General features: G+C 64.7%; 25 protein-coding genes, 1 tRNA gene and 1 pseudogene. 17 read left to right on the forward strand and 10 right to left on the reverse strand.

Translation table 11 applies throughout. From position 1 onward, the window contains the following. Positions 1 to 113: 113 nt before the first annotated feature. Positions 114 to 734 (reverse strand): 5-formyltetrahydrofolate cyclo-ligase, encoded by a 621-nt coding sequence (locus ACOAMO_RS07795; RefSeq protein WP_420174250.1) that lies wholly within the window; start codon positions 732 to 734, stop codon positions 114 to 116. 18 nt (positions 735 to 752) lie between these two features. Between ACOAMO_RS07795 and glp the strand changes: the two genes are divergently transcribed. The 6 genes from glp to ACOAMO_RS07825 all read left to right on the forward strand — a co-directional run bounded on the left by glp (position 753) and on the right by ACOAMO_RS07825 (position 4968). Next, positions 753 to 2078 (forward strand): gephyrin-like molybdotransferase Glp, encoded by a 1326-nt coding sequence (gene glp / locus ACOAMO_RS07800; protein ID WP_420174251.1) that lies wholly within the window; start codon positions 753 to 755, stop codon positions 2076 to 2078. Then, complete coding sequence (moaC, locus tag ACOAMO_RS07805) at positions 2071 to 2730, forward strand: cyclic pyranopterin monophosphate synthase MoaC (protein WP_420174252.1); 660 nt, start codon at positions 2071 to 2073, stop codon at positions 2728 to 2730. Before glp ends, moaC begins: the two co-directional genes overlap by 8 nt. Beyond that, positions 2727 to 3215 (forward strand): MogA/MoaB family molybdenum cofactor biosynthesis protein, encoded by a 489-nt coding sequence (locus tag ACOAMO_RS07810; RefSeq protein WP_420174253.1) that lies wholly within the window; start codon positions 2727 to 2729, stop codon positions 3213 to 3215. Before moaC ends, ACOAMO_RS07810 begins: the two co-directional genes overlap by 4 nt. Then, positions 3212 to 3910 carry a GNAT family N-acetyltransferase gene (locus ACOAMO_RS07815; protein WP_420174254.1) on the forward strand — a complete coding sequence of 233 codons (699 nt, stop codon included), beginning with the start codon at positions 3212 to 3214 and terminating at the stop codon, positions 3908 to 3910. The genes ACOAMO_RS07810 and ACOAMO_RS07815 overlap by 4 nt, the downstream gene beginning before the upstream one ends. Before the next feature lie 131 nt (positions 3911 to 4041). Then, the gene (locus ACOAMO_RS07820) at positions 4042 to 4791 is read left to right on the forward strand and encodes a hypothetical protein (protein WP_420174255.1); all 750 of its coding nucleotides are present in this window, start codon (positions 4042 to 4044) and stop codon (positions 4789 to 4791) included. 101 nt (positions 4792 to 4892) lie between these two features. Further along, positions 4893 to 4968, forward strand: a tRNA-Ala gene (locus ACOAMO_RS07825). Positions 4969 to 5016: 48 nt separating this feature from the next. Here the strand turns inward: ACOAMO_RS07825 and ACOAMO_RS07830 are convergent. The 4 genes from ACOAMO_RS07830 to ACOAMO_RS07845 all read right to left on the reverse strand — a co-directional run bounded on the left by ACOAMO_RS07830 (position 5017) and on the right by ACOAMO_RS07845 (position 9236). Then, positions 5017 to 6246 carry a hypothetical protein gene (locus tag ACOAMO_RS07830; RefSeq protein ID WP_420174256.1) on the reverse strand — a complete coding sequence of 410 codons (1230 nt, stop codon included), beginning with the start codon at positions 6244 to 6246 and terminating at the stop codon, positions 5017 to 5019. Positions 6247 to 6258: 12 nt separating this feature from the next. After that, a complete protein-coding gene (locus tag ACOAMO_RS07835; protein ID WP_420174257.1) occupies positions 6259 to 6735 on the reverse strand; it encodes a tyrosine-type recombinase/integrase in 477 nt (158 codons plus the stop codon). Between the two features lie 146 nt (positions 6736 to 6881). Continuing rightward, on the reverse strand, positions 6882 to 8882 hold the full coding sequence (locus ACOAMO_RS07840; RefSeq protein WP_420174258.1) for a heavy metal translocating P-type ATPase: 2001 nt from the start codon (positions 8880 to 8882) through the stop codon (positions 6882 to 6884). 120 nt (positions 8883 to 9002) lie between these two features. Continuing rightward, positions 9003 to 9236 carry a heavy-metal-associated domain-containing protein gene (locus tag ACOAMO_RS07845; RefSeq protein WP_420174259.1) on the reverse strand — a complete coding sequence of 78 codons (234 nt, stop codon included), beginning with the start codon at positions 9234 to 9236 and terminating at the stop codon, positions 9003 to 9005. 162 nt (positions 9237 to 9398) lie between these two features. On the opposite strand from ACOAMO_RS07845, the gene ACOAMO_RS07850 reads away from it, so the two are divergent. Together ACOAMO_RS07850 and ACOAMO_RS07855 are read left to right on the forward strand one after the other, a co-directional pair. After that, positions 9399 to 10079, forward strand: a complete 681-nt coding sequence (locus ACOAMO_RS07850; RefSeq protein WP_420174260.1) for a Crp/Fnr family transcriptional regulator — start codon at positions 9399 to 9401, stop codon at positions 10077 to 10079. Between the two features lie 287 nt (positions 10080 to 10366). Beyond that, a complete protein-coding gene (locus ACOAMO_RS07855; RefSeq protein WP_420174261.1) occupies positions 10367 to 11674 on the forward strand; it encodes a pyruvate formate lyase family protein in 1308 nt (435 codons plus the stop codon). Between the two features lie 268 nt (positions 11675 to 11942). On the opposite strand, the gene ACOAMO_RS07860 is transcribed toward ACOAMO_RS07855, so the two are convergent. From ACOAMO_RS07860 to ACOAMO_RS07870, 3 genes are read right to left on the reverse strand one after another with little or no spacing between them, the layout of a single operon-like run. Beyond that, a complete protein-coding gene (locus ACOAMO_RS07860; protein WP_420174262.1) occupies positions 11943 to 12476 on the reverse strand; it encodes a hypothetical protein in 534 nt (177 codons plus the stop codon). Beyond that, on the reverse strand, positions 12412 to 13482 hold the full coding sequence (locus tag ACOAMO_RS07865) for an FtsK/SpoIIIE domain-containing protein (protein ID WP_420174263.1): 1071 nt from the start codon (positions 13480 to 13482) through the stop codon (positions 12412 to 12414). The genes ACOAMO_RS07860 and ACOAMO_RS07865 overlap by 65 nt, the downstream gene beginning before the upstream one ends. 2 nt (positions 13483 to 13484) lie before the next feature. Next, the gene (locus ACOAMO_RS07870) at positions 13485 to 13901 is read right to left on the reverse strand and encodes a plasmid replication, integration and excision activator (protein ID WP_420174264.1); all 417 of its coding nucleotides are present in this window, start codon (positions 13899 to 13901) and stop codon (positions 13485 to 13487) included. Positions 13902 to 14079: 178 nt separating this feature from the next. Here ACOAMO_RS07870 and ACOAMO_RS07875 point away from each other — a divergent pair, with 178 nt between their 5' ends. From ACOAMO_RS07875 to ACOAMO_RS07895, 5 genes are all read left to right on the forward strand, one after another. Then, complete coding sequence (locus ACOAMO_RS07875) at positions 14080 to 14403, forward strand: hypothetical protein (protein WP_420174265.1); 324 nt, start codon at positions 14080 to 14082, stop codon at positions 14401 to 14403. 178 nt (positions 14404 to 14581) lie between these two features. Next, complete coding sequence (locus tag ACOAMO_RS07880; protein ID WP_420174266.1) at positions 14582 to 15616, forward strand: HNH endonuclease; 1035 nt, start codon at positions 14582 to 14584, stop codon at positions 15614 to 15616. A 90-nt stretch (positions 15617 to 15706) separates the two neighbouring features. Continuing rightward, positions 15707 to 16483 carry a GntR family transcriptional regulator gene (locus ACOAMO_RS07885; RefSeq protein WP_420174267.1) on the forward strand — a complete coding sequence of 259 codons (777 nt, stop codon included), beginning with the start codon at positions 15707 to 15709 and terminating at the stop codon, positions 16481 to 16483. Position 16484: 1 nt separating this feature from the next. Further along, on the forward strand, positions 16485 to 17012 hold the full coding sequence (locus tag ACOAMO_RS07890) for a GNAT family N-acetyltransferase (protein ID WP_420174268.1): 528 nt from the start codon (positions 16485 to 16487) through the stop codon (positions 17010 to 17012). A gap of 54 nt (positions 17013 to 17066) precedes the next feature. Continuing rightward, positions 17067 to 18809: a hypothetical protein gene (locus ACOAMO_RS07895; RefSeq protein ID WP_420174269.1), complete on the forward strand. Its 1743-nt coding sequence runs from the start codon at positions 17067 to 17069 to the stop codon at positions 18807 to 18809. A 194-nt stretch (positions 18810 to 19003) separates the two neighbouring features. Here ACOAMO_RS07895 and ACOAMO_RS07900 read toward each other — a convergent pair whose 3' ends face one another. After that, positions 19004 to 19792, reverse strand: a complete 789-nt coding sequence (locus tag ACOAMO_RS07900) for a hypothetical protein (RefSeq protein WP_420174270.1) — start codon at positions 19790 to 19792, stop codon at positions 19004 to 19006. On the opposite strand from ACOAMO_RS07900, the pseudogene ACOAMO_RS07905 reads away from it, so the two are divergent. After that, positions 19791 to 21079: pseudogene (locus ACOAMO_RS07905) on the forward strand (IS3 family transposase). The gene ACOAMO_RS07900 and the pseudogene ACOAMO_RS07905 overlap by 2 nt on opposite strands. Here the strand turns inward: ACOAMO_RS07905 and ACOAMO_RS07910 are convergent. Beyond that, positions 21043 to 21360 (reverse strand): hypothetical protein, encoded by a 318-nt coding sequence (locus ACOAMO_RS07910; protein WP_420174271.1) that lies wholly within the window; start codon positions 21358 to 21360, stop codon positions 21043 to 21045. The pseudogene ACOAMO_RS07905 and the gene ACOAMO_RS07910 overlap by 37 nt on opposite strands. Before the next feature lie 216 nt (positions 21361 to 21576). On the opposite strand from ACOAMO_RS07910, the gene ACOAMO_RS07915 reads away from it, so the two are divergent. From ACOAMO_RS07915 to ACOAMO_RS07925, 3 genes are read left to right on the forward strand one after another with little or no spacing between them, the layout of a single operon-like run. Further along, entirely contained in the window at positions 21577 to 22689 is a 1113-nt protein-coding gene (locus ACOAMO_RS07915) for an ABC-three component system protein (RefSeq protein ID WP_420174272.1), read from the forward strand. After that, a complete protein-coding gene (locus ACOAMO_RS07920) occupies positions 22682 to 23161 on the forward strand; it encodes an ABC-three component system middle component 2 (protein WP_420174273.1) in 480 nt (159 codons plus the stop codon). Before ACOAMO_RS07915 ends, ACOAMO_RS07920 begins: the two co-directional genes overlap by 8 nt. Next, entirely contained in the window at positions 23161 to 25050 is a 1890-nt protein-coding gene (locus ACOAMO_RS07925; RefSeq protein WP_420174274.1) for an AAA family ATPase, read from the forward strand. The genes ACOAMO_RS07920 and ACOAMO_RS07925 overlap by 1 nt, the downstream gene beginning before the upstream one ends. Positions 25051 to 25206 lie beyond the last annotated feature (156 nt).

Genomic DNA, 25206 nt, shown 5'->3' on the forward strand with positions numbered 1-25206 from the left:
CCCTCACTCGCGGCGGGGCGCTCGCCCCGCAGAACCGCTTGATTCTATCGACGCACGCCGGGTGGCAGGAAATCGTCGAGGCCACGACGAAGCAGGCCGCGCGGAGGGGGCCCTCAGCGGCAGGGCTGCAGAGCCTCCGGCAGCAGCAGTGCGTCCACGCGCTGGTCGTGCGGCTCGGTGGGAAGCTCGTCGAGCACCTCGTCGGAGTTCAGCAACATCCACACCGCTGCCTCGGGGGAGCGGTGCTGCAGCGCGCGGTCGTACCACCCGCCACCCACACCCAGCCGCCGACCATCCAGGGTGCCCGCCAGGCCGGAACACAGGATCAGCTCGGCCTGCTGCAGGGCTTGCGCTCCCAGCGCCGGGCCAGTCGGTTCGGGAATGCCCCACAGACCCGGGCGCAGCCGTGCCGGGCCCTCGAACCAGGCCCAGTCGGGCTCGCGTCGCGGTCCGTCGTCGGTGGGGCTGAGCACGGGCACCAGGACCCGGTGGCCCAGCGTCCACAGCGCGGTGGCGATCTCCAGGGTTCCCGGTTCGGGCCTGGCCGCATGCGGGGGCACCGAGAGGTAGACCGAGACCACCGACGGTTCCACACCGCGCAATGCCTGCAACACGATGCCGGTGCGCGCCCGGTCGTCGGCCAACCGTTCGTGGGCCGGGCGGGCCTGCCGCGCTGCGACGATCCGGGCCCGCAACTCCTGCTTGGTGTCCGCGGTCGGGAGCTGTGAGGTCATTCGCCTATCGTAAGTGGCATGGCACTGCTGCGTCGCAAGAAGAAGGTCGTCGAAGAGGAACAGGAGCTGGTGGTCAGCGAACCACTGCCGGAACTGTCCGATCCTCCTGCCGCCGGCCCCGACGGGTTGCGCGTCATGGAGGACCACCGTGACTACCTGCTCAGCATGGTGGAGCCGCTGCCCGCCCTGGGCATGAACCTGCTGGACGCCTGGGGCCTGGCCGTGTGCGAGGAGCTTGACAGCCCGGTTGACCTGCCCGGCTTCGACAACTCCCAGATGGACGGGTACGCCGTCCGGGCCGCAGACGTTGCCAAGGCCACGCCGGAGACGCCGTGCATCCTTCCCGTCGCCGGTGCCATCGCCGCGGGGGACGACGGACAGCAGGAACTTCCCGAGGGCCAGGCGATCAAGATCATGACTGGCGCTCCCTTGCCGCCGGGAGCCGATGCGATCGTACCGGTGGAATCCACCGACGGGGGCGCCGAGCAGGTCACCATCCACCGTCCGGTGACCGCCGGCGAGTATGTGCGTCGACGCGGCTCCGACCTGGGCGCGGGCACCCGACTGGTCACTCGCGGGCAGCGCATCGATGCCCGCACCGTTGGCCTGTTGGCAGCGGCCGGCATCGACAAGGTGCTCGCCAGGCCAAGGCCCCGCGTGGTGGTGGTCTCCACCGGTGCGGAACTGGTGGAGCCCGGCCGGGAGCTGGACGCCCCCGGCAAGATCCACGACGCCAATGGCTTCATGGTGGCCGCGGCGGCCAAGGCCGAGGGCTGCCAGGTCTTCCGCGTGCACATCGCCTCCGACGATCCCGAGGTGGTGCGAGAGGCCATCAGCGACCAGTTGATCCGCGCCGACCTGATCGTCACCACCGGGGGTGTCAGCAAGGGTGACCACGACGTCGTCAAGCAGGTGATGCCCTCCATGGGAGCCTGCGACTTCGCCGAGGTGGCCATGCAACCCGGCAAACCGCAGGGCTTCGCCCTGATCGGCGACGACCAGGTGCCGATGATCATGTTGCCCGGCAATCCGGTCAGCGCCTACGTCAGTTTCCAGGCCTTCGTCCGGCCGGTGGTGCGCACCATGATGGGCGTCGAGCCGATCAACCACACCCCGGTGCCGTGCGTGGCCGGATCGGTGATGCATTCGGTCAAGGGCAAGCTGCAGTTCGGCCGCGCGCTGGTCACCGACCAGGGCGGGGCCAAGACGGTGGACCTGGTGGGTGGGCACTCCTCCCACCTGGTGGGTGATCTGGCGGCCTGCAATGCGCTGGTGCTGCTGGACGAGGACACCGAGGTGGTCAAGCCCGGTGAGCGCGTGATGGTGTGGATGCTCGATGACTGATCGCCGCGTCTTTCGCCCCAGCTCCGTCGACGACTTCGTGCCCGAGGTGCCTCGCGCCCGCGACGACGACGTGACCCACCCCATGCCGCGTCGCATGCCCGAACCCGACCTGCCCGGCTCGCAGACAGATGCGGAGCCGACCATGGATCCCCCGAGCGAGCCCGCGGCGGTGCCGGAGGGTTCGCAGCCCTTCCCGCACCTGAGCGGCAGCGGCGAGGCCCGCATGGTAGACGTCAGCGCCAAGCAGGTCACCGCCCGCAGTGCGACGGCGCGGGGCATGGTGCTCCTAAGCCAGGAATGCCTGGCGGCCCTGCGCGACGAGACCCTCCCGAAGGGCGACGCACTCGCCGTGGCTCGCATCGCCGGTGTGATGGGCGCCAAGAAGACCAGCGACCTGATCCCGCTGTGCCATCCGCTGCCGTTGACCGGCGTCGACGTCACCCTCGAGCAGCAGGAGCAGGGCATCGAGATCACCGCGACGGTGCGCACCACCCACCGCACCGGGGTGGAGATGGAGGCGCTCACCGCCGTGTGCACCGCCGCGCTGGGGCTGGTGGACATGGTCAAGGCCGTCGACAAGCACGCCCGGCTCACCGACGTGCGCGTCACCGCCAAGAGCGGTGGCCGCAGCGGCGACTGGACCGAGCAGTGAATGCCTCACTGGGCAGCGCCGTCGTCGTGACCGCCTCCGATCGTGCCTCGCAAGGTGTCTACGCCGACCGTTCGGGGCCGCTGGCCGCCGCCGGGCTGGCTGGCATGGGATTCCAGGTGGGGCCGGTGCAGGTTGTGCCCGACGGTCAACCCGTGGCCGAGGCGATCACCGCGGCCGTCGCCGCAGGGGCGAGCGTCGTGGTCACCACTGGTGGCACCGGCCTGGGGCCGCGCGACCTCACCCCCGAGGTGACCGCACCGCTGCTGACCCGCGAGCTACCGCAACTGGCGGCGCTGATCGCCCGGCGCGGGATCGACGCCGGGGTGCCCACCGCCTGCCTCTCGCGCGGGCTGGCAGGCATGGTGGGGCAGACCATCGTCGTGAACCTGCCCGGCTCGGCCGGTGGGGTGCGCGACGGCCTGGCGGTGCTGGAGCAGGTGTTGCCCCATGCCGTCGACCAGGCCCGTGGTGGGGACCATCCGTGACCGATCCAACGTGCACTCTTCCCCTGGGGGCTGAGTTCCCCCGGGAGCACCGGTGGCCGGTGACCTTGCGTTGTGGCCCAGTGGTGCTGCGGCCGCTGCGGCGTCGCGATGCGGGCGAGTGGGTGCAGGTGCGCGAGCTCAACAAGGACTGGAACGGCCCGTGGGATGCCACCGCGCCGCCCGGGGCCAAGAACCTGGCCACCTCCTTTGCCCAGATGGTGCGTGCCTTCGATCGGCAGGCACGCCAGGAGCAGTCCCTGCCCTTCGTGATCTGCTGGGACGAGGCCTGGCCCCAGCGACGCAGCAGGCCGACGCGCTTGCCGCTGCGCGGGCAGCTGACCGTCAGCAACATCACCTGGGGGTCGGCGCGCTTCGCCCACGTCGGCTACTGGGTCGACCAGCGCCTGGCGGGGCGGGGTGTGATGCCCACCGCACTGGCGCTGGCCACCGACTACTGCTTCCAGGTGATGGGGCTGCACCGCATCGAGGTGAACATCAGGCCGGAGAACGACAAGAGCCTGCGGGTGGTGGACAAGCTGGGTCTTCGCGACGAGGGCGTGCGTGAACGCTACCTGCACATTGCGGGCGACTGGCGGGACCATCGCAGTTTCGCGGTCTGCGCCGAGGAGGTGCCGCAGGGGCTGCTGAGCAGGTACTTTGCCTCCTCGCCGCCCGGATTCGCGGCGGATCGCTGACCTTGCGGAGCGTTCGTCCAGCCACGTGGGCCGTGCGCATTGTCCACACGAGGTCGATGACGGCAAACAATGTCTCGACACTCCGTTGAGGGTGTCGCGTCGCATTGCGCCAGACCCGTAGCCTTGTCGGCGTGACGGGACTGATCTTTGTGGCCATTGCGCTGGCGTGGCTTGCCTACCTCGTTCCGTCGTTCCTGGCTCATCGAGACCATGCCGACGTGGACGAGCTGGATCCGATGGAGCGCTTCAGCCAGGCGGTGCAGATCGTCGCGCCCTCGTCATTTCGCGACGAGTCCGAGGTGTCCACCCCGCTGATGCGTCGCGCTGCCCGGGCCGAGATCCATCGCACGGCCAAGCAGGCCGCCCGTCGACGCCGCACCGTGCTGCTGGTGCTGCTGTCCCTCACGGTGATCGCCACGATCTCCGCTGCGCTGGGGGCAGTGATCTGGTACACCCCGCTGGTGCCCGGTGCCCTCACCGTGGGTTTCCTGGCGCTGTGCCGTTTCAGCGTCGTCAGGCTCAATGCCCGGCTCGACGCCCGGCTGGCCGAGGTGGAGCCCGACTGGCGCGAGGACACCGTCAGCTTCGAGGTTCCCGCGCAGCTGCGGGAGGGTTCCCTTGGCGAGGCCGGTGAGCATTCCACCGAGCTCTCGATCGAGATCAGCGCCCCGATCGACGGCCTGACCGGAAGCCTGTGGGACCCGATCCCGATCACCGTCCCGACCTACGTGAGCAAGCCGCTGGTGCCCCGTACCGTGCGCACCATCGACCTCTCGGCACCCGAGCCGACGCAGGGAATCGGTCGTGCTCCCATCGTCGCCGAGGCCCTGGAGCGCGACGAGCCGTCCGACGAGCAGCCGCGCAAGGCAGTCGGGGAGTGACCGAGCCGGTCGGGGAGTGAACGGGCCCCCGGTTTCCCGCTGGGGGTGCTGGAGTGCTAACCTACTTCTCGCTGCAAGTGCAGCACCACAACTCAAGACTTGGGGCATTGGCGCAGTTGGTAGCGCGTCTCGTTCGCAATGAGAAGGTCAGGGGTTCGAATCCCCTATGCTCCACCAGCAAGAACGCCGGTCCAGATGGGCTGGCGTTCTGCGTTTGCGCACCCCCTACGCACCCCCGGCCGCAATCACTACCGGAATCACAGCGAGAGACACGCGACGGCCCTCCTTGTCGGCGGCGAAGACGTGAACGGAGCGGGAGGCGCGCTGCGCATCCTCAACGGTCAGGAGGTGGGACGGATGGCTGCTCACCGCCTCATGGAGTTTGTCGACCGTGGCTCCAGGGTTGGAAGTCTTGACGAACATGATTAGTGCGGCCTTGCTATCACGCCAGACCAAGTAGCTCAGGAGTTGGTCAATTGCCTCCTGGGCTGCCTTCGGGCCGTGCCAGATCTTGCACTCAGCAATGAAGGCATTCCGGTCGCCCTCGCGGATGAGGATGTCCGTCTTGCCAGCGCCGTTGAAGAGTTCGCCGCCTGCTTGCCCCTGCCAATACCCGTTGAGATGTGCGAGGAGGAGGTCTCGCAGCCCTTCTTCGCCGAGCTGCGACGTTGTTGTGGGCACCCGTTCCAAGCCGTTCGCCCATGCTCGAACGGCTTGGAGAATGTCGTTATAGATCGCATCTGCAAGCACCGGCTCAGGAACCGATCCGGCTTGGGCGCGTCGATCAGGAAGTGAGACGAACTTTCGCTGGGCCGGGACTGGTGGCGCGGGCGTGCCTGTTGAGTGAACCGGAATCTGCAGCGCTGCATCGAGGGCGCGATCCTTCAACAACCGCTCACGGCGTCGCTGCAGGTCGCCCAGAAGAACCTGCTCGGCGTGCGGTGTGTATTTGGCCAAGTCGTCGTTCGTGTAGCTCGCCTGTGCGGTCGCGTCAGACTTGAGGTTCTCAAACTCGCTCTCGATGACCTCGGCCGTTAGCTCTCGCTCGTTGATGGTCAGCGTCAGAGTGTCGCCAGAGAGTCTGCAGTTTGGCATGCCGCCGGAGAGCCTGAACGTCGAGGCTTGGTAGTCGAGGAGGAATCCACTCCCCTCAACCGGAATGCGAAGATCTAGTTCGCTCGTCTGGAACGTCTGCCCGCTCGACTGGGTGATCCCGTACTGGCGGTAGACATTGGTCCATCCTGTGGATTCGCGAATGTCCGAGCGAGTCACCAGTTCCCACCTGAAGACCACGGGCTTTGGGAAGTGCTGGTCCATGAGAACGGCGACGGCCACCCGGGGATCCTCTTGGATCACGTAGTCCGCATCGAAGCCGCTGACGCCAGATCGGGCTTGTCGCAGGCATCCATCGAGATAGTCGCTAAGGCGACCACGCGGCGCGTATGGCCCGAACATCGTTACTCCTGTCTAGGGTGCTGCGTTCAGCCTAGCTAGACCGGCGGCCTCGGCAGCATTTCCCAGGTGGTGCAGGTATCGGTTCGTCGTGGCGATGGACTCATGGCCCATCCACTGCTGAACGGTGCCAGGGTCGACGCTGCGGGCGAGCCAGAGGCAGGCGGCGGTATGTCGCAGGTCGTGGATGCGTCGTCCTTGCCCGGTGGTCTGCCAGTGGACGGCGCGGAGAACTGCTGAACGGTGGAGCTGGCTCCCGTTGCTCGTCGTGAGGAGCAGGTCGGAGGGGAACTTTCCATTGCTGAGCGACAGGACGATGGGCAGGACGCGGTTCGCCAGGGGAACGCGTCGGGACCGGCGTCCCTTGGTGGACTTCACGCCGACGCCCTCGGGGTCCGAGCGTTGCACCCGGAGGGCGGGGGAGTCGCCCAGGGCGATGTCGCCGACGGTGAGGGCGCGAGCTTCGGCCCAGCGGAACCCGGTCCCGTCCATCCCGAGGAGGATGTCGGCCAGGCGCTCGTCCTACTTCTTCCAGGCCATTTCCGGACTCCGGGCCGTCTCCGTCCATCCTTCGCACCAACCACGTCCGGGGCAGTAGCGGGCTCAATGCCCACATACTGCCCCGGACGATTTCGGCGTCAGGCGTTCATCAGCTGCGCCGCCGGTGTGCTCGTCCTCCCGCTCCTTGGCGTCGCGGTGGACTCTGCGGTCTTGCGCAGCAGGCGCATCGCGTTGACGATGACCACCAGCACGGAGGCCTCGTGGACGAGCATGCCGACCGACATGGTCACCCCGCCGGCGAAGACGCCTGCCAGCAGCAGCACCACGGTGACCAGGGCGATCGCGATGTTCTGTCGCATCACCGAGACGGTCCGCTTGGCCAGGCCGATGCCCTCCGGCAGCTTGAGCAGGTTGTCGCCCATGAGGGCGATGTCCGCAGTCTCCACGGCCACGGCCGAGCCGGCCGCTCCCATGGCCACACCGATGTTCGCGGTGGCCAGGGCCGGGGCGTCGTTGACGCCGTCGCCGACCATGGCGACAGTGTGACCGACGCGCTGCAGCTGCGTGACCACGTCCAGCTTGTCCTCGGGAAGCAGGGAGGCGTGGATCTCGTCGATGCCGGTGGCCTTGCCGACGGCCTCGGCAACCAGCCGGGTGTCGCCGGTGAGCATGACCACCTTCTCGACGCCGGCCCGGTGCAGACGGGCGACCATCTCGGGCGCATCCTGCCGGATCTGGTCGGCCACGGCCACGACGCCGATCGCCGTGTCGTCGACGGCCACGATCATCGGAGTCCTGCCCGCAGCGGCCAGGCCTTGGGCCGCGCGGCTCGCCTCGGCCGTCTCGGCAATGCCGTACTGCTCCAGCAGCGGCGCGTTGCCGATCAGCACCCGACGGCCATCGACCTCGGACACGATGCCCTTGCCGGGCACCGGGGTGACGGCAGCGGGGACACCCTGCGGGCCAACCCCCTCGGCGTGGGCAGTGTCCAGGATGGGACGGGCCAGCGGATGCTCCGATCCGCTCTCGGCGGCCGCCGCCCAGCGCAGCACCTCGCGGCGATCCAGCGCAGGATCCAGGACGACGACGTCGGTCAGCTCGGGACGTCCCTCGGTGAGGGTGCCGGTCTTGTCGACGGCGACGGCGGAGATCTTCGCGGAGGTCTCCAGGTACTCGCCACCCTTGATCAGGATGCCGTTGCGGGCAGCACGACCGATGCCGGCCACGATCGCCACCGGGATGGAGATCACCAGGGCACCCGGGCAGCCGATGACCAGCAGCGTCAGGGCCAGGACCACATCACCGGAGACCAACCCGGCCACCAGCGCCAGCACCATCACCGCAGGCGTGTACCAGCGGGAGAAGCGGTCGATGAAGGCCTGCGTCTTCGCCTTCGCGTCCTGGGCCTCCTCCACTCGGTGGATGATGCGGGCCAGGGTAGTGTCGGCACCGATGCCGGTGGCCACCACCTGCAGGAAGCCGCCGCGGGAGACGGTCCCGGCAAAGACCTCGTCGCCCTCGACCTTCTCCACCGGGATCGACTCGCCAGTGATGGAGGCCTCGTCGAGGGCCCCGGTGCCGGCGACGACCTTGCCGTCCACCGGCACCTTCGCGCCGTTCTTGACCAGGACGACCTCGCCCATCCGCACCTGCCCGGCAGGAATCTCCTGCTGCTCACCGTCGCGCATGACGACTGCGGAGTCGGGGGCGACGGCGACGAGTTCGGCCAGTGCCGAGCGCGTCTTGTTCAGCGTCGCGGCCTCCAGCGCGTGCCCGATCGCGAACAGGAAGGTGACCGCCGCGGCCTCCCAGAAGTTGCCGACGATGACGGCACCGATCGCGGCGACCGAGACGAGCAGGTCGATGCCGACCACCCTGGCGGTCAGCGCCCGGATGGCCTTCGCCACGATGCCGTAGCCAGCCACCACGGCGGCAGCGAGCATGAAGACGTCACCGAGGGGGAAGGCCCCGCCGGTGTGGGTGGCGTGGGCTCCGGCGTCGAGCCACCACTGGGGGCCGACGCGGATGTTGGCCGCCCCTTCGCCCAGCCACTTGATGGCGAAGGAGATCGCGATGAGCGCGCCGGAGGTGACGGGAACCGACCAGTTCCCGTGAACCCATCTGTGGAACTTGTTCATTTTCGCCCACGTCCTTTCTGGGCTTGTTGATTCTTGGGCTTCGTGCCTTCTGGGATCTGTGCCGAAGAACCGGCACGGATGAAATGCGGCCGGGCGGAATGCGCACCGGCCGCGGCGTCCTCAGAAGGCCGAAGGGGCGGCCTTGTAACCAGCCTTGGCAACGGCGGCGACGAGATCGTCGACGGAGACGCTGTCCGCGTCGTGGGAGACCTCGATGCGGGCAGAGGCGAAGTGGACCTTCACGCTCTCGACGCCCTTGAGACGGCCGACCTGCTTCTCGATCTTGGAAACGCAGGAGGGGCAGGAGAATCCTTCCGCCCGAAGAACGGTGTGGGTGGTGGTGGAGGTGGTCATTGGCTCTTCCTTTCGTGACGGTTACCTCTTGACGACCCTCACGCTAGGTTTTTGCCGCCCGGAACTCCTTGACGCAGGTCAAGTACCGGCTGCGACTGCTGGAAATCCTTTGCCAGCCTCTCCGACGGTGCCCTCGATGCCGGCTCCGGTAGCCTTTGTGTCATGCCTGCGGACGATTTGTGTGTCACTCGCGTCCCGATCTTCAAAGGACTCACCCACGACCAGCAGCTGCACGTCGCCGAGTTCGCCCACCCGCTGCGCGTGGACAAGGGCGAGATGGTCTACGGTCCCGGAGACCAGGTCCCGCGCGTGCTGGTCATGCACAGCGGACAGCTCAAGGTCAGCCGCACGGCCGCCAACGGACAGGAGCAGATCCTGCGCACGGTGACCGACGGCGATGTGGTGGGAGACCATGCCTTCCTGACCGGTCACCGTTCGAACGAGCTGGTCACCGCACTCGAGGACAGCCAGATGTGCGTCTTCGACCATGCCGACCTCGCCGCCCTGCTGCGCGCCTATCCCGACATCAGCCAGGCCATGTTGCGAACCCTTTCCGACCGGCTCTCGTCGGTCGAGCGACTACTGGCCGCGATCACCTCCCACGACGTCGGCGTCCGCGTCGCCGCCTACCTCCTGGACCTTCCCGGCAGCATGCGAGACGGCCTGCCGAGCGTGCGGCTGCCGATGGCCAAGCAGGAGATCGCCGCCTACCTGGGCACCACGCCAGAGACACTTAGCCGACGCCTCGCCGCGCTCTCCGCGTCGGGCGTCATCGAGCTGCACGGGCGGCGGGACGTCACCATCCTCGACATCGACGCCCTCGAACGCGTCGCCGCGCCCTGATAGGCCGCTGCGGAGGCCCTCCGTCACGACGGGTGAAATTCCCCACCGGCGCGTGCCGCAGCTCGACACGTTCCGGGTGTCAGGGGAGTGTCGCGGGGGTCGCTCCAACCCCCGGGAGCCGCCGGGATTCCCTCCTGGCAAGCGGTGCAGCCGTTTCCGCTCCTGTTCACGAGGCCCGCCGTATACACCCTGCACCCTTCACACCAACAAGCACCCCGCGATTCGCCACTTGAAAGGGGGTCCGGGTTGGATCCCATTCACCACATTGGAAGAGGGTAAGCGCAGAGATGGACACGTCATCGCCACTGGTCGAGAAGGCAGTCGAGTGGGAGGGCTTCACCGCCGGCCCGTGGCAGGAGGCCATCGACGTGCGCGACTTCATCCAGCGCAACTACACCCCCTACGAGGGTGATGCCGCCTTCCTCGCCGGCCCCACCGAGAAGACCCAGCGCACCTTCGAGACCCTCGAGAAGGACTACCTGTCGGTCGAGCGCGCCAAGCGCGTATACGACGTCGACACCCAGACCCCGGCCGACGTGGACGCCTTCGCCCCCGGCTACATCAGCAGCGACGACGACGTCATCGTCGGACTGCAGACCGACACCCCGCTCAAGCGCGCCATGATGCCCAATGGCGGCTGGCGCATGGTCGAGACCGCCATCAAGGAGGCCGGCCTGGAGCTCGACGAGCGGGTCAAGGAGGTCTTCACCAAGTACCGCAAGACGCACAACGAGGCCGTCTTCGACATCTGCACCCCGCGCATCCGCGCCGCCCGCAGCTCCCACATCATCACCGGCCTGCCCGACGCCTACGGCCGCGGCCGCATCATCGGCGACTACCGCCGCGTGGCCCTCTACGGCGTCGACGCGCTGATCGCCGAGAAGAACCAGGCCAAGGACTCGGTTGCCGACAAGCCCTTCGACGAGCACTGGGCCCGCTTCCGCGAGGAGCACTCCGAACAGGTCAAGGCGCTCAAGAAGCTCAAGACGATGGCCGCCAGCTACGGCTTCGACATCTCGCGCCCCGCCCGCACCGCCCAGGAGGCAGTGCAGTGGACCTACTTCGGCTACCTGGCCAGCATCAAGAGCCAGGACGGCGCCGCGATGAGCTTCGGCCGCCTGTCGGCCTTCTTCGACATCTACTTCGAGCGCGACCTGGCCGCCGGCACCCTGACCGAGCAGGGCGCCCAGGAGATCGTCGACGCCCTGGTGCTGAAGCTGCGCATCGTGCGCTTCCTGCGCACCATCGACTACGACCAGATCTTCTCCGGCGACCCCTACTGGGCCACCTGGAGCGATGCCGGCCTGGGCGAGGACGGCCGCACCCTGGGGACCAAGACCTCCTTCCGCCTGCTGCAGACCCTGCGCAACCTCGGCCCCGCCCCGGAGCCGAACATCACGATCTTCTGGGACCCGGCGCTGCCGCAGGGCTACAACGAACTGTGCGCCGCGATCAGCATCGAGACCCCTCGGTGCAGTACGAGGCCGACCGCCAGATCCGCCAGCACTGGGGCGACGACGCCGCCATCGCCTGCTGTGTCTCCCCGATGCGGTCGAGCAGGGCGGCTTGTGCGCGGGGGCCCAGGTCGAGGGTGAGAGGGGCGGCCTCTCCGAATCCCTCGAGGTGGGCCCCCGCGTGGCCGGTCATGCTGCCTGCGGTCCTTCCTGCTCATTGAGCTTGTCGAAATGACCATCCGCCTCAGGGGCACAGGCCCTGAGCGAACCTTCCCGATCCCCGAGCGATGCATCCCGATCCCGAGCCTGTCGAGGGGATTTCCCTGGTCCCCGCTGTTGCGGGGCTGTCGGGGCTTGCGCGGGCTCCGGGGCTTGCGGGCACGCGGCTCGCTGAACTCCTGGGCGGCATTCACCACCGGAGAGGTGGCCGGGGGAGGGCGTCCTCGGCGGTCTGCTGTTCGCTCGGCAGCTCGACGTGCACCGGCGAGGGGTTGCGGCGGGCGACTTCGCGGATGGTCTTGTCAGGCCAATAATCGGCGCGGACCTTGTCGAAGGTGCCGTCCTCGTCCTGGATCCAACCGGTGCCCTGCTGAGAGCGCAGGATGCGGTGGGCAGGGGCCACACGGGTGGTCTCGTCGACGAGCACCATGCGCGTCTCGGTGGAGCTGTTGAGCCGCAGGGCGAGGGCCTGAGTGAACAGGTCTCGCATGCCGACGATCTCCTTGCGCGGGTCCTGCACGGCGGCCAGCACGATGACGCCGAGGGCACGGCCCTGGGTGAGCACCTCCGACAGCAGGCTGGAGGCCTCCTTCACGATCTCGGGAGGGCCGTAGGAGGTGAGCACGGCCAACTCGTCGATCACCAGGACATGCAGCGGGTCACCAGGGCGCGGCTGGTGCAGGCGCGAGACACCGGCCATCTCCGCGCCCCGTGCGTCGATCACCTTGCGGAGCTGACGCAACACCTCCAATGCCTGGGCGGGGGGTGGTGGCCATGCAGCAGAACAACTGCTTGCCCATCGACAGTTCGAGGCCGTGCTTGAGGTCGATGCCCCACAGCTGCACCTCACCGGTCGGAACCGCGGGAGCGAGGTTCCCGCACACCGACCACACGGGCGAGCCCTTGCCCGACCCGGACGCGCCCACGATCAGCGTGTGGCGCCCGATCACCGGCAGATGCCAGGTGGTGCCGGCCTGGGTGCGGCCGGCGGGGACGATGCCGATGGTGCCCAGGTCGTTGCGAGTGAGGATGCTGGCTTCGCGGCCGGAGGCGAGGGCGTTGCGCATCATGAGCTGGACCTCGACCTGGCATTCCGACACGAACACGCACCGTCCGGAGGTGGCTGCGGCGGCGACCTGCAGGGCGGGGACGGCGGCCTCGATCTCCTCCAAGGTCTGCCCGATCCGGGCCCGGACCCGCAACACGAGCAGATCGCCACGGGTCTCCACCCTCGACAGGTACGGGGCGACCCAGTGCTCCACCTGCTGGGGTTCGCGCACGTACTCGGTGCGGTCACCGACGCGGACCTTTCGGGTCACCTTCTCGATGCGCGTCCGCTGCACCGACAGGCCACACTCACGGGCCAGCTCGTCCCAGTTCTTCCGAGCCCACCGCCGCCAGTGCCAGCGACGACGCGACCCGGCGACGTACCGGTCGAAGGTGAACGGGTTGGCCAACGACCACCACGCACCACCCACCAACGGCATCAGGTACGCGGCGCTCGCCACGCACATGCCCAGGTGCGCGGTGCGGCTGTCGATACCGGCCGTGATAGCCACGACCAGCCACGTCATGTAGCAGGTGACGAACCACCACCCGCTGTGCCAGATGCCGCGCAGCAGGCGCCCCACGAACACACCGGACACCCGGAGGGGGCGCCACACGGCCCCAGCCACGGCCGCGACGTGAAGACGCCTGCGGTCGGGGCTGGGCAGCGTTGCGACGGTCATCGTCAGGCCGCCTTGCGCTCGGCGGTCGGGGCCTCGTCGGCGAAGCCGGTGGCGCGGATGGAGTACATGAGACGGGGGCGCTGGCCGTTGTCATCGACCCACGGGGTGATCGACAGGCCTTCGAAGGCCACCGGGGTGATCGGCAGGTTGCTCTTGTTGGCCGGCGGCACCGGCTGGTGGGCACTCACCAGCTTCACCACCACCGTCTTGTCCCGGTTGCCCGCCCCGGGATCCATGTCGAGCACCGGCACCTGCCAGATCGGCAGGCCCGTGTCCTTGTCGAGCTGCTGCGGCCGCGACCCATCGGGACGCTGAACCGCCTTGTCGAAGTTCCACACCGGCTCCACCTGCCCCACCAGGAACGCCCCCGCCGGGAACACGGACTCCATCGAGACCAGGATCTTGCGCTGCACTGACATGACTGCCTCCTTAGGATGAACTGGCTTGAGCCAGCTGGGGAGACCTTAACTGGCTTGAGCCAGTTGCGTCAATGGTGTGCGAGCTTGCCGGGGTCGGAGCCCAGGTCAGCGCAATCGTGAAGGGAGGTCTGGGGTTGTTACGCGTGGCCGCCCACTGCGTCACCCATATTGTGGGGTCATGAAGTACGCATACGTTGCGCCCAGCGACGAGGCTGATCACTTGCCTCCAGAGGTCCAACAAATCCTGCGCCATACCGATCCCCGTGCTCACAGCCTTGTCTTCGATGACTACGACGACATCACGCTGTCGCCGAGCCTCCCCTGTCTTCCTTTCGGGGCAAGGTCCCTCTGGATGGAGAGTCCGGTGGACGACGAACTATCGACTTGGGCCCCAGCCAGTTGTGGCTGGTACATGAGTGACTTCAAGAACGTGCGCTTTAGCGAGAACTTGGTTGTGGGGACGTGGGAGGACGATGTGGAGTTGGGAACGCTCCCTTGGTGATCGGACGCCAAACCCGCTGGCTTCGCGGGCATCACCGAAGACAGGGATGTCAACCGAGAGTGCCACCGGGGCTCGGAGCGGCAGATCCGTCGCCTGAGGTATACCGAATGTCAGACGTGTCCGCAAGAATGTCTATCGGTAGTCAGTAATCGCTGGCCCAGACATGACAGGAGTGGACGTGAGTAGCACCGCCCGGACCCCCGAGAAGCGAAGCCACAAGCTGCGATGGGTGGTGTTCGCCATTGGCATCCTCGGTCTGGTCGGTGGCGCGGGCAGTGACAAGCTCGTTGGTTTGCTCCTGGCTGTGGGCGCTTGGACCCCAGCGATCGTCCTTCACGTGAGAAAGCGGCGCTACTTCGCGAGCGAGGAGTTCCAGCAGGCCAAGGCTGACATCGCCTCGGTGGTCGCCGAGCACAACGAGCTTGCTGAATACATCGCGGAGATCCGCGAGCGTGGCTCGTTTGCCGTCGGCCAGTCGAGCACCGGGCAGTACGCCCACTTGGCGACCACGGAGAACGTGAGCCAGTGGAACTACCGGCGCGATCGCAACGTGGCGCAGTTCGAGGCGCCCAACGTCCACAACTGCTCACTGCAGGTGGTCCGCAACGCCAGCATGGACCCCATCAAGTACGTGATGAAATACTTCAACATCAAGGCCGACGAGGAGACCTTGGGGCAGGTCGAGGAGATGGGCACGAGCATCTCCAACCTGGAAGAGGCTGTTGCCAACCTGCAGTTCCGGGAGACCAGCATTACCGAGCGGATCGACCCGCCGAAGTTCATCCGCAAGCACTTCATGAACGAGTTCCTGGACCAAGTCGGGGTCGAGTTCTCTCCGATCACCGTGCCGTACCCGCAGTACGTCTTCGAGTACACGAGCGCCGGTGGCAACAGCGCCCAGCGCACCAGCGTCCGCCTGGACACTCCGACCATCGACGCGCTGACCGAGACGATGTCCGAGAAGATCCGCTTCCGCAAGAGCGCGGCAGGGCAGCGCGCACTCATGACCAGCCGTCTTCGTGAACACATCAAGGGCCGCGACAACTACACCTGCAAGCAGTGCGGGATCAGCACTCACGCGGAGCCGCACCTGCTCCTCGAGGTCGACCACATCGTCCCCGTGTCCCGGGGCGGTCTGACGGCGGAGGAGAACCTGCAGACCCTGTGCTGGAAGTGCAATCGGTCGAAGTCGAACAAGATGGTCACCGCCTGATGGCCTGTAGCGCCGGGCGATACAAGGTCACCTTGCGATTTCGCCCAATAGTGGGCCCTGGCCTGAGCCAGTCTTCGTAGACTCATCCCCATGGCAACTGACACAGGCAAGTCCGAGCCGGCCAGTCGGCGACTCGCGGCGCAACTGCGCGCTGCCATCGAGTCCGGCGAGCTCGCACCGGGTGACAAGCTCCCTTCCGAGCGAAAGCTGGTCGAGACGCATGACGTGGCTCGCAACACGGCCCGGGAAGCCGTGCGGCTCCTGGCTGACGAGGGGCTCGTCACTGTTGAGCACGGTAGGGGAGCGTTTGTCCGGGTCAAGCCCAGGCTGATGCGCTTCGGCTCTTCCCGCTACTCGCAGAAGCTCCGCGAGCGAACTGGGCTGTCGCCCTTCCGGGCTGAGGTCGAAGCCCAAGGACGCGTACCCAGCGTCGACTGCACCAGCATCGAGCAGGTGCCGGCGCCGGACTTCGTGGCGCAGCGCCTCGGCCTGGCTGAGGGGACTGCCGTCGTGCGTCGGGAGAACCACTACTTCGCCGACGATGAAGCTGTCCAAATCGGTGTGACCTACATTCCGGTCCCGATTGCCCAGGGCACGCGTCTGATTGACTCCGCGAACCTGGGCCCGGGCAGCCTCTATGCGCGTTTCACCGAGAAGGGCCATGAGGTCGTGACCATCCGCGAGGAGATCTCGGCGCGCATGGCGACGCCGAGCGAAGTGGAGAAGCTCATGATCCCTGATGGGGTTCCGGTGATCGACGTTGTGCATACCAGCATCGACCAATACCGACAGCCCTTCGAGGTCACCACGTTCACCATGCGTGCTGACGTGACTGGCCTCGACTACACCATGCCTGTGGAGGAGTGACATGACCGTCGTGATCCGGCCTAGGGTCGAGGAAGACATCCAGGCACTTGCTGACGTGCTAGTTCGCGTTCACGCTCAGGATGGCTACCCCGTGGAGGGTGTTGCTGATCCAGTGGCGTGGCTTTGCTCTGATCGGATGCTGAGTTCATGGGTGGCTGAACTGGATGGCGAGGTTGTAGGACAAGTGATGCTCGCGGAACCTGGGGATGGCGATGCAGCTACCAAGATCGAAGAGCAGCGAAGCGGGCTCTCCGGTGAAGAAATCTCCGTGCTCGGCCGCCTCTTCGTAGACCCTTCCGCCCGAGGGAAGCGTATAGCGGGCAACTTGATTAATGCTGCTGTTGACTACTCAGAAGCTGTCGGAAGAATTCCCGTTCTCGACGTAATGGCGAAAGATCGGGCTGCGATTGCGCTCTACGAGCGAATGGGTTGGGAAAAGATTGGTACTTTCGAACATGTCTTTAGGGGTGGATCAGTTCCCGCTTTGGCATATCGTTATGCGACAGGCAAACGACCTCGTGGCTGGTAGATCTATAGGCCATCGCAAGAAAGAATCAAGTAATCTCGTCATATAATCAGACTCGTGAAAGTGATCATGAATATCCCCCAGATTCCCGGATTTACGTCCGATGAACTCAACGACCTGGGAGGATTATGGGATATCCCCAGCGGATCCTTCCCACCGCTCCTGTGGCCGAGCGACTGGTTGTCGAATATCACCCCCAGCCCCAAGGGGTGGCTTGCCGTTGAAGAGTACCGCGTCGTAGCTTCTCCTATGCACGGCACTAGCACTTTCAGCACCGGTTGTCTTCTTGTCGATGCAGGCTCCGAGGAGCTGGCCCTCGAGGCGACGAATTGGCTAGGCGAGGACTTGGGGAAAGTTGAGTGCGGCCCCCATATGAGTTCCAATGGACTCTCCGCAAACGTTCGGGGTGAAGGGGAATCCTGCTTCGAAGTTTCATGGTTCGTTAACGCTAGGCAGGCGCTGGGTTCTGATCTGCCTCAGGTCGAGTTGTCGAACACATTCCTTTGGTTTTGGGACGCTTTTCCAGTGGGCGGTGGTTGGAGCTATCTTGACGCCGCCGGGCGTACTCAAGAACTGGTTAGGTATCGCGCCGAGGAAGGCAGCTGGTTCGTGGAAATTCGAGCTGACGAATTCCAGACGTTCTTGCACTACCGTGGCGCGTCAGCGGTCCTGTATAAGAGGTCTGTGATCGCGTTGCCTCGCGTGGACTTCGATCGCGTCGATGACGAGTTTCATAACGCGTGGGGGCACTTCAGTTTCTTTGCAACGGGAGAGCCGACAGCCCTACGTGAAGAGTGCTTCTCGATGCTAGATGGGAACTATGTGATCAAAGGGAGGAAGAGTCCTCGACTCCCTAGGTTCGATGACTTTTCTCCGGAAGAGATAGCCTTCGAAGAGTTCATCTACGCCCGGGATGGTGAGACTGGGAAGCTCATGAACTGGCCATGTGATCCGAAGGCTCTGAGTTCCTATCACTCCACAGACTCGGATTACCCTCATTACCTGACGCCTATCTATTTTCGGCGGGAAGTGCTGCAGGACTACTTGGCGCAGCCGAGCCGATATCACGTCACACCATTCCGTCTCTCTTGCCTTCATCTCTGGGGGGTGGATATTTCGATCAATACTGCGGGCCTCGTTGAGGTTTATCTCGGCGATATTGCACAAAAAATCCCCCATCAAGACTGGGGCCATTGGAAGTCATATAACGTCCCGCCGGAAGGGAAAATGGAAGAAGGCAGATTCCGTCGCGACTTCCTTGGCCAGTTTGTCGATTCTCCGGATCCTATTGGTGATCTCAAGCGAGCGAGGGTCGAGGCCAATCAGAGATTCGTTGCAGTCTTTGGCGATCCGCTCTGGAAGGAACTTCCGAAGGACCTCGAGCTTGAATATCGCTCGCTCATGGGGCCAATGAACGAGGATCCGGTTAGTCTTAATGGTCCTGTGTTGATTTTGACCAAGGTATTTGTTGATTCCCTTAACTCAAAACTGTTGAGGTCTCAGGCTCCAGTGGGTACTCAAGGTCAGTCGCTCGCTCAGCTGAAGTCCTGGTTGGAGGCGCGCGATGTTCCAAGTGAGCCATCGAAGGTGTTATCGAATTTATACGCATTGCGTTCTCGAGGGGGTGTTGCACATCTGAGCAACTCCGATAGCCCCAAGGCTCAAGCGCAACTTGGAATCTCCGGGATGAAGCCGTCGGCTGCTTTTGACCACATCATCCATGAACTGACCGAATCGGTGAAGTCTCTCGCTGATTCACTGGCTCGGGAGGAGGGTGGAAACGTCAGCGGAGACGCGTGAGAACCTTCCCTACTGACTCAAGGCGCCTTCGGCGCACGTGACCGGCGGCAGCGGGGCCCCGCGACAGGGCCCCGCGCTCCGGTCGCTTCGCTCCCTGCGCGCACCCCGTCGCACCCCACCGCCGCCGGTCCCGAACATGACAGGGCGCCCCGAGCCATCTGGTTCAGGGCGCCCTGGATCTTCACCGACTCGACCTACTCGCGCACGACCTTGATCGGGTAGACCTCCGTTCGCAGCATCTTCACTGCTTCCGTGCAGGCCTCCTCGTACTGTGCCTGGGCTTCGGGCGGGTTGAAGCGACCGTCAAAGTCGATACAGTCCCAGAGCGCACCGCAACGCCGGAGCAACGTGACCAGCTCGGGGGAGAGAGCGTAGTCCTCGGGTGTCATCGCGTACTCGTCGGTGTAGTTCTCCCACAGCGGCCACGGGTGGCCGTAGTCGAAGAAGAACCTGATCTCGCGCTCCTCGGCTGGGTACTCGCGTGCAGGCCGTGGAAGCCCGCCATCCCACTTCACCATGTACGGAAGACTACGGACCCTGCCCGTCTCCGGCATCCGAATTGCGTCGGCAACCAAGGCGCCGCCACGATCCATGCCGACCACACCCGCTCGGGCAAAGTTCTCACCGGCATGGACCGCGCCGGACCGAAAATCGAACAGTCCGGATCTCGCGGGCCCCCGGCGGACCCCCGACCTGAAATCGACGGCATCCGTGCAGCTGTCGGCAGGCGTGGAACCGCCTCCAAACGGGGCGAATTCACGGCAAGGAGGCTTTCGCAATGAGAAGGTCAGGGGTTCGAATCCCCTATGCTCCACCCCACGCACAAGGCTCGAACCCTTGCCATCATCGATGGTTCCGGTTCGGGCCTTGTTGCTTTCTTGGGCCCAGGTGAGGGCGTTGGCGTTGATCTCGGGGTCGAGGAGCATCTTGAAGCGCCCCGGGTTTGATGTCGCATCCGTTTGAGTTCGAGAGGATGCAGTCATGCCGAAAGTGATCGATGAGAAGGTCCGTGCCCGGGCGGTGCGGTTGGTGCAGGAGCACCGCTCGGAGTACCCGACCGAGTCGAAGGTGCTGGAGGCCGTGGCCCGGCAGGAGGGGGTCGGCAAGGAGTCGTTGCGGCGGTGGGTGAACCAGGCCGAGGTCGATTCCGGGGCCCGGCCGGGAACGACCAGCGCTGAGCTGGAGGAGATCAAGAAGCTGACGGCCGAGAACAAGCGGCTGCGCGAGGACGTGGCGATCCTGAAGGCGGCCACGAGTTTCTTCGTGGGGGAACTCGACCCCCGCAACCGATGATCTTGGGTTTCATCGACATGCTTCGTGTCGAGGGCCATGCGGTCGAGTGGATCTGTCGGGTGCTGCGCGAGCAGGGTTGCTAGGTCGCCGCACGGACCTACCGTTGTTGGGCCAGGGGTCGGGTCAGCGCCCGCACGGTCTCGGACGCGCAGGTCGCCGACGCCGTCCACCGGATCGTGTGGCGGTATGAGGACCTGTCTGGCGGGGGTCGTCGCAAGGTGATGAACCCCGAGGGGCTCTACGGACGTCGCAAGATGCTTGTCGCGGTCCGCAACCATCTTGGCGTGAGGGTTTCGCCCGGGTCGGTGGACCGGGTGATGCGCGGTTTCGGGTTGCACGGTGTTCGCCGCGACAAGGGCATTCGCACGACCATCCCGGCCAAGGACGGGATCCGTGCCGGGGACCTGGTGAACCGGGACTTCACCGCGGATGCGCCAAACCGGTGCTGGGTGACCGACTTCACCTACTGCCGAACCTGGGCTGGTTGGGTCTATGTCGCGTTCATCGTGGACGTGTTCTCCCAACGGATCGTGGCCTGGCATGCGCAGACCATCAAGCACGTCGACCTGGTCCTGACGCCGCTGCGGATGGCTGTGTGGCAGTGTGAGCGGCAAGGCTACCCTGTCGAAGTTGGACAGTTGATCCACCATAGCGACGCAGGCAGTCAATACACCTCGTTGACGCTCACCGAGCACCTCGCGCTGGAGAACATCCGCCCCTCGATCGGCACCGTCGGTGATGCCTACGACAATGCGTTGATGGAGACGATCAATGGGCTCTACAAGGCCGAATGCGTCCGGACCAGGATCTTCCACGACGGGCCGTACAAGTCCCTCGCTGACGTCGAGTACGCCAGCGCCGGCTGGGTCGACTGGTACAACACCCGCCGGCTCCACTCCAGCATTGGTAACGTGCCACCAGCAGCCTACGAGGCAGCCCACTACGAGGGCCTCACCAGAGAGCCCCAACCCGCATGAAAGCGGCAGAGAACCTGGGGCGCTTCAGTGTCCTCCACCATGCGCAGCCGCTGGTCCAGCCCATCCATCCTGCCCGGTGAAGTGAGGCGGTCACGCCACACCTGACCATCAACCCGGCTCAAACCCGGCACGACAGTGTCGGTGTCGAGCAGCCCGAGCGTCTCAACGGTACCCACGCGGCGCATCAGCCCTCCCGTGACGGGATCATCCGGCTCCGCCAGCATTGCCAGCACCACCCGGGCACGACGTTCATCAAAACCAAGACCAGCAACACCAGACACGACGGCTCCTCCTCAAACAGGTTCACCGAGAAGGTGTTCCTGCCGCCGCCCTTGGACTGGTCGAATCGCCCCGCCTGTGACGATCTCGGAGAACGGGGTTTCACCGCCCAGGGGTACGCCTGCGCCGTCGGCAGCGACTCGACGTGTCGACCGGTGATACTGGGCATGTTCTCTCTTAGGATGGGTGGTGTGACACCAGAACAAGGAGGTGACTGCGTGTCGGTCGACGACGATGCGAGCTCAGCGAGACGCGCCCTCCAGCTCGTCGACATGCCAACACCAAGCACCGGGACCTCGCCGGCACCCTCGCTGACTGGCCCTCCTGTTTCCCCGGTCCAACGTGTCTACTTCTACTCCGCTGATGAATGGGAAATCTTCATCACGGAATGGGCCACTGGTCTGACCACCTCGTACGTCCAAATCAAACAGCTTGGCGGCCCAGGAGACCGCGGCATTGACGTTGCAGCCTTCAAGACCGACCGTGGCCTCGAAGACTCATGGGACTGCTACCAAGCGAAACACTACGCTGAGCCGCTGAAGACTTCGGACGCGATCCCCGAGATGCTGAAGCTCTTCCGAGGCGTAGTTGATCAATATTATGTACTGCCTGACCAGTACGCGTTCGTTACCCCTCGCGGATGTGGCAGTTCGTTCAACCGCCTGCTAAGCAAGCCCAGCGAGTTACAGAAGAAATTCCTGAACGCGATTGACACCCGGGCTCCGACCACGAAGAACCTCGATGACAGCACCTTGCGGGCGATCCGAGATCTAGCAGAAACCACCAACTTCTCGATATTCCGATCCATTGAGTTCAACGAGATGCTCGACGTGCATCGAAACACGCACTATTTTGCAGCTCGATTTGGGACTCCGCTGCCAGCGCGTCCTCCAGTCGGGGAGGCTCCTGCCATCCCCACGCCTGTGGAAGCTGTCTACGTCAAGAAGCTCGTTGACGTTTACGCCGAGCAAGAGCCGACCTCCTGCACTGATGCGGCCTCCGTGTCAGTACACACAAGCTACGGGCCCCACCTTCAGCGTCAGCGTGAGTCGTTCTACTCTGCCGAGGCGCTGAGGCTCTACGCACGCGACGCCGTCCCCGACGGAACGTATGAGCTCCTGCAAAGCGACGTGTACACCGGCGTCATCGACACCGCCGAAGCTGAGCATTCCACCGGAATGGATCGACTCCGCGCTGTCCTGGCTCAGTCCGGGCAACTAGACTTGGGAGCTCACTCTCTAATCTCAGTATCACGAATGGAAGACCGCCAAGGAATCTGTCACCAGCTTGCCAACGCGGATCGACTGACCTGGGTGAAGCGCAATGGATAGCCCCCTCAACAGCCCTTTCGAAGTCGGACTCCGAGTACTTACCCTCTTGGCGGCAGCCTTTCCTGCTCATCTCGACATCAACCGTTTGGTGCTGCTGGACCACGGCCTTCTCCACAGCGCGGACTTTGATGGGCCCGAGAGTCTGCACCCGCCCATCCCTGTCCGAGTTGGCGAACTTGGGGTAAAGAGACGGCATATTGAAGATGGACTTCACCTCATGCTCCAAGCTGGACTCGCAGAGATGGTTGCCGAGGACGGCGGTATTGAGTTTCGTGCCAGCGACAGCGCCGAGAGTTTTCTCCGCCTTCTCGAAAGCGACTACGCGCGAGCGCTACACGAACGGGCCTGTTGGGTTGTTGCAGAACTCGGTCACATCGATGACCACGGCCTACGCGAACGCATGCGCGAAGTATCGTCACACTGGTCCGAGGAGTTTGAAGTCATTCCAGCACCGGGCGGGGGCGCACAGTGATGAGACGGCTCACGCTCACTCACCTGACCTTCACCGGCACCAACGTGCCAGACGCTTCCGTAGACTTCAGCCCCCATGTCACAGTCATCCACGGCCCCTCCGACACTGGCAAGTCATTCATCGTAGATGCCATCGACTTCGTCCTCGGCGCGAAGGAACTCAAAGAAATACCCGAACGGGATGGTTACAGCAGGGTCCTTCTCGGTCTTGAACTCCCAGAAGGTGACCGCGTCACTCTCGCGCGTGCGATCGATGGAGGCAACATCTGCCTCTACCGAGCCGACCTCCGCTTCGAACCCCCAGGCCCGCCGGATGAAACGCTTTCGGCGAAACACAGTGCATCAACGACCTCAAATCTCTCCCGGTTCCTTCTGGGGCAGGTCGGGCTCGACGAAAAGCGAGTTCGCAAGAACGCGCGCAACGAAACCAACATGCTTAGTTTCCGTGATCTCACCAAGCTATGCATCATCGGCGAGACGAAGATGCAGGCTGAAGAGGCGCCAGGGATCAGCGGTCAGCATGTCAGCAGGACGAAGGAAGTCTCTATTCTCAAGCTCCTGCTTACAGGAGAAGACGATTCGGCGCTGGAGACTGTTCCATCAACTCAAGAACAGAAGCTTTTACGCGGAGCCCGTCAAGAGGTAGTAGAGCGGATGCTCGGCCAACTCGAAACTCAGCTTCAAGACGTCGCTGAACCCACCGAACTCAAGGAACAGCTGGCTAAGCTGAATCATACCATTTCTGAACACACTGCCACGGTGGGAGGTCTGGCGAGGCAAAGAGGACAACTCCTTGTAGACCGTACTCGCATCGAGCGCGAAGAACGAACTTATCGACTTGAGTACTCAGATGCCGCCGCTCTGCGAGAGCGCTTTGAGCTCCTGCGCAGACAGTACGAGAGCGATCTTGCGCGCCTTGAAATGATTGCTGAGGCCGGCAACCTGCTGGGTTACTTTCGGCAGGGCACGTGCGTCTTCTGCGGCGCCGAGCCCGAAAACCAACACCTCAATATCGACTGCGCAGGCGATACGACCAGCTTTGGCCTATCCGTGGAAGCGGAGACTCTGAAGACTCGCGCTCTTCACCAAGACCTGCTGGTAACGATCGAGAGCGTGAACGAGCGGAACAGAAGCGTCCGCGAAGCAATCAGATCAGCACGTCAGGAGTCGTCTCGTCTGCAAACGGAAATCGAGGCCCTCGACGCCAGAATCGCCCCTCACGAGGGTGACCTTAACGACCTCCTCGCGAAACGAAGTGAGGTCGAAAAGTACCTCGGGCTGTACGACCAAGTGGCATCACTCGAAGCAATGATCCGCAAAATCGCCAGTGAGAGCGACGCAGAGGTAGCCACTGCGGCAACTAGCCTGAGTCTCACCGCCGTGAGAGAGTTTTCGGCCGAGATCTCCAAACGCCTTCGCCAGTGGGGATATCCCGACGCAGCCCTGGTCCGATACGACCGGAACGAGCTGGACATCATCGCTGGAGACCAAAAGCGGTCGGCCCACGGCAAGGGCGTCCGAGCCATTTTGCACGCAGCCTTCACCCTCGCACTCGCGCAGTATTGCTTCGACCGCGAACTCCCACACCCTGGCTTCGTCGTCCTCGACTCGCCTCTCGTGACCTATCGTCCGCCGGACCAATCTCATGATGATGACGAAGACCCGCCGGAAGACGTTGTTCGGTCGTTCTACCGCAACATCCAAGACAACTTTGACGGCCAAGTCATCGTCATGGAGAACACTGATCCGCTTGAACCTCTGGCTCAGGACGCGAAGGACACCCCATTCACCAAGCATGCTAGCGACGGCAGGTATGGCTTCCTGCCCATGAAGGCGTCAGCTGCAGGTCTTGCGGTGCTCCCGACCGACACCCAACCCGAGGAAAGCTAGTAGCGGCCCGTTGCCGCCCCGTCGCTTGGTGCGGGTGCCCGTGAGAGCAGCTCGATGCTGTGATCTGGCCCTGCGTCAATCTGTCTCGCCAGACCGCACCTATCCAGGGTCACGACGATGGCGTACATTGGTGGCGAGGCAGGTTCTCTCTTGCGG

Origin of the sequence: Luteococcus struthionis, from assembly GCF_048595755.1 — a bacterium.
Taxonomy (GTDB): Bacteria; Actinomycetota; Actinomycetes; order Propionibacteriales; family Propionibacteriaceae; genus Luteococcus.